Source organism: Ramlibacter sp., assembly GCF_028292805.1.
In the GTDB taxonomy this organism is placed as follows: Bacteria; Pseudomonadota; Gammaproteobacteria; order Burkholderiales; family Burkholderiaceae_C; genus Ramlibacter.
Map to the genome: position 1 here is coordinate 1 of NZ_JAQGLS010000027.1, position 7,017 is coordinate 7,017.

The following is a 7,017-nucleotide window of genomic DNA, read 5'->3' on the forward strand; positions in this document are numbered from 1 at the left end:
CTGGCGGCGGCTGCCGCCGCCACCGGCGGCCGGCGGCGTGTCGCCGGGCAGCGTCACGCGGGCGCCGTCGCGCAGGCGGTCTGCGCCTTCGGTGATGACACGCTCGCCCGCTTGCAGGCCGCTGGAAACCTGCACCCTGTCGGCCAGGAACTGGCCGCGCACCACCGGCCGGATCTTCACCGTGCGGTCCTGCTGCAGCACGAACACGAAGTCCCCCTGCCCGCCCTGGCGCACGGCCGACACGGGCACCACCACGGCGCCCTGGATCACCCGCACCTGCAACTGCACGTTGACGAACTGGCTGGGAAACAGCTGCTGGCGCGCGTTGTTGAAGCGCGCCTTGGCGCGCACCGTGCCGGTCTGGGTGTCGATCTGATTGTCGAGCGAAGCGAACACGCCGGTGTCCAGCAGCGTGATGCGGGTGCGGTCGAAGGCCTTGACTTCCATGAAGGCGCCTGCGTTGTGCTGCAGCCAGGAGGCATGGTCCTGCGGCACCGCGAACTCGACATCGATGGGGCTGAGCTTGGTGATCACGGCCACGCCGTTGGTGTCGCTCTGGCTGACCGTGTTGCCCACGTCCACTTCGCGCAAGCCGACGCGGCCGTCGATCGGCGCGACGATGCGGGTGTAGCCCAGGTTCAGGCGGGCCGTGCCCTCGGTGGCCTTGGAGCTGACCACCGCCGCCTCGAACTGGCGCACGGCGGCCCGCTGGGTGTCCACTTCCTGGCGGGCGATCGAGTCTTGTTGCAGCAGGGTCTCGTAGCGGGTCAGGGTCAGGCGGGCTGCCGCCAGCTGGGCCTCGTCGCGCATGCGCTGGCCCACGGCCTGCTGCAGCGCCATCTCGAACGGCCGCGGGTCGATCGTGGCCAGCACCTGGCCGCGCCTGACGTTCTGGCCTTCCTTGAACAGCAGCTGCGTCAAGGGACCGGCCACCTGGGGCCGCACCCGGACCGTGGCTTGCGGCACCACGGTGCCCAGCGCCTCGATGTTGACCGGAATGTCGGCCGACTCCGCCACCGCGAAACCGACGGTGGTGGCCGCGGCACGTCGCCCGCCACCGGGGCCACCGGGGCCGCCGGCGCCCACGGCCGTGTCGGCGGGGCGCGTCAGATCCCAGGCCAGCCAGGCCAGGCCTGCGGCCAGTACCAGCGCGATCGCGGTGCCGATCAGGGACGCGCGGCGGCTCAGGCGCTTGCGGGGTGGCGGACCCGGCACGGGTCGGCGAGGCTGCTCGAAGTACCCAGGGGACTCGGCCGGCGGCACGGGCGGCGGTGTTGGCATCTATATCCTTGTAGTCCGGCGGCGGGCAACTCCAGCGACGGCAGAGCTTGCCTGACTGCTTGTGCCCGTGCCGACGGTGCCCTGCTCGACAAGCTGTACGCGCTTTCCTGCCGGGATGGGGCAAGAATGCCACGGCAAAGCGACACTTTCACCGCCGCATTGTTTCCCTTGGGTGAAGTTTCCTGCCTACGGCAGTGGCAGGGGCTTGCCTTCGCTCGCCGCCGGCGCCGGCACGCCCAGCAGCCGGGCCAGGGTCGGCGCCAGGTCCGTCATGTCGGCCCGGGCCGACACCTGCCCCGGCCTGATCCAGCGCGGGCCCCACAGCATCAGGGGCACGTGGGTGTCGTAAGGATGCGGCGAGCCGTGGGTGGCGACTGCGGCGCCAGGCATCCAGTGCGGCTTCAATGCGTACTGAACGTCGCCCGAGCGTGCGCCGTGCCAGCTGCGCCGCATCGCCTCGAACCAGGGCGCGCCGGCGCGGCTGCCGCTGGCCAACTCGCGCCGGGTGTAGGCCGCCGCGATCGCCGGGTCCGCCGCCAGGATGTCGCGTGTTGCCGCGGCAACGCCGTCCAGGTCCAGCTGCCGCTCGGCCAGCAGCTTGCGGTCCAGCACCAAGGCCTGTGCCGAGATGAAGGCGACGAGCTTGGGCGCGCCGAAGCGGCGTTCCAGTTCGCCATTGACGCGACCCAGCAGTTCCCGGGCCGGCAGCCGGCCGGCTTCGCGCCCCTGCGCCCGCAGCACTTCGGGCGCGGGCATGAAGCCGTGGTCCGAGGTCAGCACGGCGATGTAGTTGTCGCGGCCGACGCTGGCATCGAGGTCGCGCCAGAACGCCTGCAGCAAGCGGTCGACCTGCAGCAGGTGGTCGTGCGACAGCCGCGACTCGGCGCTCCACCGGTGGTTGACGTGGTCGTGCCCCGAGAGGCTGACCGAGAGGATGTCGGGGGCGTCGTCGCGCCCGAGCTGCTCGCCGGCGACGGCGGCGCGGGCGAAGTCCAGCGTCAGTGCGTCCGCATAGGGGGCCTCAAGCAAGGATGCGTAGTAAGCCGGACCCGGCGTCGCGTCGGCCGCGCCCATCAGCATCGGCAACTGGCCGCCGCGCGGGCCGAACCAGCTTTGCGCATCGGGCACCGAGCCGGCATAGGCTGGCGGCGGCAGCAGCGGCTTCCATTCGGCCTTGAACCAGCGGTCGGCCGGCCGCGCGCGGTTGAAGGCATCCACCCAGGCCGGATGGCGCGGCATGTAGTGCGTGCTGGAGGCGAACTCGCCGGTGGTGGCCATGTACATGTAGGCCGTGCCCGCCTTGCCGGCCGGCAGGATCGCGCCGCGGTCCTTGCCCGAGATGCCGATCACCCTGGAGCGCGGATCGCGCCGGCGCAGCACGTCGCCCAAGGATTCCGCGCGCAGGTTGCGCGGGCTGGTGCCATCCAGCGGCCGCGTTTCGTGGTGAATGTAGTGCGCCGTGGTGTCGGCGACGCTGTACACCCGCTCACCCGTGTCCAGGTCGCGCCAGTCGTTGCCGATGATGCCGGTGCGGTGCGGCGAAGCTCCGGTCAGCAAGGTGGCATGGCCGGCGGCGGTGACGGTGACCGCATGGCCGAAGTGCGCCTCGCCGAACCAGGCGCCGCGCTGCAGGAAACGCGCGATGCCGTCGGCGGCGAACTGCTCGCGATAGCCGGTCACCTGGCGCTGCGGCAGCCCGTCGATCACCAGCAGCACGACCAGCTTCGGACGCGGCAGCGGCTCGACCGCCGCGCACGAGACCAATGCGAGGCACGCCAGGACGCCAGCGGTCCGGCGCCAGTTCATGCGACGGTGCCGCTGGCGATGTAGATGCTGCCGCACAGCGCCGGCTGCGCCTCGATGCCGGCCAGGCGGGCCTGCAGCTGCTGCCACGGACGTCCCAGGCCCTGCAGCGAGGACGACGCCCGCGAGCGGTACCGGGCCAGCGTGCGCGAGCCGGCCGGGCCGTGGCCGGCGCCACCGGACTGCATGGCGGCCTCGGCTAGCGGGTGATGACGACCAGCACGCTGCAAGGCGCGTGCTCGATCAGCGCACCGGAGATCGAGCCGCGCCACCAGCGGGCGGCCCAGCTGTCCAGGTGCTTGTGGCCGACGACGATCAGGTCGGCTTCGATCTTGCGCGCGTACTTGACGATCTCGTCGATGGCCTCGCCGGTGACCACCTCGCCTTGCGCCACCGAGCCCGTGGCGGCCATCCGGCGCAGCCCGTCCTCGAGAACGCCGCGGTACTTGGCCTTTTCGCGCTCCTCCAGTTCGACGTCGTAGACGCCGCCCTCGAGCCCGACGAAGCTCATGGCCGACGGCATCACGGCCACCAGGTGCATTTGGGCCTGGCTCCAGTTGCACAGCTCGCCGCAGTCCAGCAAGGCTTTCTGGCCGGCGTCGGAGCCGTCGTATGCCAGCAGGATTTTCTTGTACATGTGCAGCGCCCTCAAAGACGTGCCGCGGCCCCTTGCCCCGGCTGCCCTAGCATAGACCGGGACCGCGGCCCCGGGGCAACACCATCCCCGGGCGTTTTCCCTGAGTCCGGATCAGCCCTGGAGCAGCCCCGGCAGCACGCCAGTGTCGAAGTGCTCCTCGATGAAATCTGCCAGCCCGTCGAACACCGACTCCAGTGTGGGAACGCGGACGCCGAACAGCGCCTGCAGCACAGCCGGGTCCTCGAACAGGCCATGCAGGTACACGCCCAGCACGTTGCCCGCGGGGTTTTGCCAGGCCAGCCCGCCCGGCATCACTTCGGCCGCGTGCGCCATCGCCGGATGCTGCGCCGTCTGCCCGTGGCGGATCTCGTAGCCTCGCATCCGCACCCCGGCAAGCGGCGCCCAGGGGCCGGTGACGGCGCCGAAGGCGACCTCGCTGCGCCGCACGGTCTTGTCCGGCGCGAACTGCGTCACCAGCGGCAGCAAGCCGAGGCCGGGGCAGTTGCCGTCGATCGCATGCGGGTCGACCAGCGCCTCGCCCAGCATCTGCAGGCCGCCGCAGATGCCCAGCACCTGGCCGCCCCGCTGCGCATGCAGGGCGATGGCGCGGTCCAGGCCCCGCGCCCGCAGCCAGGCCAGGTCGCCGCTGGTGTGCTTGGAGCCGGGCAGAACCACCCAGTCGGCCCCCGCCAGTTCCGCCGGCGAGCGCACCCAGCGCAGCCGCAGGCCCGGCACGTTCTTCATCGGCTGGAACTCGTCGAGGTTGCTGATGCGCGGACAGGCCACCACGGCCACGGTCAGCCGCACTTCGCCGCCCGGGCCGCCGCCTTCGTCGAATACGCCGTCCTCTTGCGGCAGGCCGTGCGTGCGCCACATCGGCAAGGTCGCCACCAGCGGCACGCCGGTCAGCCGCTCCAGCTGCTGCGGCCCCGGCGCCAGCAGCGTGGCATCGCCGCGGAACTTGTTGAACACGAAGCCCCGCAGCAGCGCGCGGTCCGCCGGCGCCAGCAGGCCCCAGGTGCCGTACAGGTGGGCGAAGGCGCCGCCGCGGTCGATGTCGGTCACCAGCAGGCAGGCGGCGCCCGCATGGTGCGCCACCCGCATGTTCACGAAGTCGCTGTCGCGCAGGTTGATCTCCGCCGGCGAGCCGGCGCCTTCGATCACCACCACGTCGTTCTCGGCGCGCAGTGCATCCAGGGCCTGCGCAACCCGCGGCCAGACATGGTCGCTGCGCTCGCGCCAAGGCATGGCCGTGAGCGTGGCGCTCACCTGCCCGAGCAGCACCACCTGGCTGTGGGTGTCGTGTTCCGGCTTGAGCAGCACCGGATTCATCCGCACGTCAGGTTCGGCCCGCGCGGCCAGCGCCTGGAAGTATTGCGCGCTGCCGATCTCGCCCAGCGGCCCGGCGCTGCCCGGCAAAGTCGCCACCACGCGCGCGTTATTGCTCATGTTCTGCGCCTTGAACGGCGCGACCTTCAAGCCCTGGCGCGCGTACCAGCGGCACAGCGCGGTGGCCAGCCAGCTCTTGCCGGCGCCGCTGCTGGTGCCCAGCACCATGACACAGCGCGCCGTCATGAAGATGCATCCTCGCACGGCAGCGCGACCCAGCGCCCGGCCACCGCGTGCACGGCGATCCGGCCGCCGAACACCTGCTCCAGCGCGCGGTGGGTGGCTGGATCGGCGCTCGCGCCGTGGTGCACGATGCGGCCGTCCCGCACCAGCAGCAGGTCGTCGGCCTGCAAGGCCATGCCCAGTTCGTGCAGCACGCTGACGGCGGTGCCGCCACCGGCCACGTGGCGCCGCACGATCGCCAGCCAGTCGGCCTGGTGCGGCGGATCCAGGTGCGACAGCGGCTCGTCCATCAGCAGCAACGGCGCGCGCACCGCCAGCGCCCGCGCCAGCAACACGCGCTGGCGTTCGCCGCCCGACAGGCTGCCCAGCGCCCGGTCCCGCCAGTCCCAGCTCTGGGTTTCCTGCATCGCCTCGCGCACCACCTGCCGGTCGGCCGCGCCCGCCGCGCCCAGCCAGCCCTGGTGCGGCAGCCGTCCCAGCATGACCACGTCGCGCGCCAGCAGGTCCTCGGCGCCGCTTTCGGCCTGACCCAGCCAGGCGATCGCGCGGGCACGTTCGCGCGCCGTCCACTCGCTGCCGTCGCGGCCCAGCAGCGTGACACGTCCCTGCGCTGGCACCAGCTGCGCCAGCGCCTTGAGCAAGGTCGTCTTGCCGGCGCCGTTCGGTCCGGCCACGGCCGTCCAGCGGCCGCGCGGCAATGCGAGGTCGATGCCATGCAGCACCTGGCGGCCGGCCAGCGCCACCCGCAGCCCGGTCGCCTGCAGCGCAGTCACGCCAGCCTCCTGTGCATCAGCACCAGCAGGTAGCCGCCACCGAGCACCGCGGTCAGCACGCCGACCGGCAATTCGCGCGGCGCCAGCAGCCAGCGCGCCAGCACGTCCGCGGCCAGCAGCAGCACGCCGCCGGCCAGCGCCGACAACGGCAAGGTCCAGCGATGCGTGGCCTTGACCAGCGCCCGCACCAGGTGCGGCGCCAGCAGCCCGATGAAGGCAACCAGGCCGATATGCGCGACCGCGGCGCCAGTTGCCAGCGCCATGCAGGCCACCAGGGCCACCCGCACCGGGGCGATCGCCAACCCGAGGCTGGCGGCCGTGGTCTCGCCCAGCGCCATCGCATCCAGCGCGCGGCTGAAGGCGGTGGCCAGCACCGCGCAGCCGGCCAGCACCAGGCCGAGCACGGCCACGCCAGTCCAGCCCAGGAAGCCCGTGGTGCCCAGCATGAAAGCCTGCATCGAGCGCAGCGTGGACGGCACCAGGAACACCAGCAGCGAAGCCAGCGCGCCGAACACCATGCCGACGACCACCCCGGCCAGCAGCAGCCGCAACGTGTGCTGCACGCCGCGCGCCAGCGCCAGCGTCAGCAGCACCGCCAGCATCGCGCCGACGAAGGCGGCGCCGGTCAGACCGACGCCGGCCAGCCAGCCGCCGGCCAGCATCGGCGCGGTGCCGGCGGCCACCAGCAGCAAGGCCACCGCCAGCGCGGCGCCGGTGGCGCTGCCCAGCAGGTAAGGATCGGCCAGCGGATTGCGAAACAGGCCCTGCGCCACGGCGCCGGCCAGTCCCAGCAGGCAGCCGGCCAACCAGGCGCCGATGGTGCGCGGCAGCCGGATGTCGCGCACGATGGCCAGGCCCTCCGGGCCGCCGAACCACGGCTCCCAGCCGACGCTGCCGACCGCAACGCCCAACCCGAGCAGCAGCACGCTGGCGCCGGCGAGCCAGCCGGCC

At 72.4% G+C, this 7,017-nt stretch carries 7 protein-coding genes; all 7 read right to left on the bottom strand.

What is annotated here, in order from left to right:
* Positions 1-1,281: efflux RND transporter periplasmic adaptor subunit (locus JWP65_RS01355; RefSeq protein WP_299759618.1), on the bottom strand; the 1,281-nt coding region annotated here is incomplete at its 3' end.
* Positions 1,282-1,467: 186 nt separating this feature from the next.
* Positions 1,468-3,087, bottom strand: a complete 1,620-nt coding sequence (locus JWP65_RS01360; protein WP_299759620.1) for an alkaline phosphatase family protein — start codon at positions 3,085-3,087, stop codon at positions 1,468-1,470.
* Positions 3,084-3,272, bottom strand: coding sequence for a hypothetical protein (locus JWP65_RS01365; protein ID WP_299759622.1), 189 nt, complete (start codon positions 3,270-3,272; stop codon positions 3,084-3,086). Before JWP65_RS01365 ends, JWP65_RS01360 begins: the two co-directional genes overlap by 4 nt.
* An 11-nt stretch (positions 3,273-3,283) precedes the next feature.
* Positions 3,284-3,721, bottom strand: a complete 438-nt coding sequence (locus tag JWP65_RS01370) for a universal stress protein (RefSeq protein ID WP_299759624.1) — start codon at positions 3,719-3,721, stop codon at positions 3,284-3,286.
* 111 nt (positions 3,722-3,832) lie between these two features.
* The gene (locus tag JWP65_RS01375; RefSeq protein ID WP_299759626.1) at positions 3,833-5,296 is read right to left on the bottom strand and encodes a cobyric acid synthase; all 1,464 of its coding nucleotides are present in this window, start codon (positions 5,294-5,296) and stop codon (positions 3,833-3,835) included.
* The gene (locus JWP65_RS01380; protein ID WP_299759628.1) at positions 5,293-6,066 is read right to left on the bottom strand and encodes an ABC transporter ATP-binding protein; all 774 of its coding nucleotides are present in this window, start codon (positions 6,064-6,066) and stop codon (positions 5,293-5,295) included. The genes JWP65_RS01375 and JWP65_RS01380 overlap by 4 nt, the downstream gene beginning before the upstream one ends.
* Positions 6,063-7,017 (bottom strand): iron ABC transporter permease (locus JWP65_RS01385; protein ID WP_299759630.1); only part of this gene is annotated, 955 nt, incomplete at its 5' end. The genes JWP65_RS01385 and JWP65_RS01380, both read right to left, overlap by 4 nt.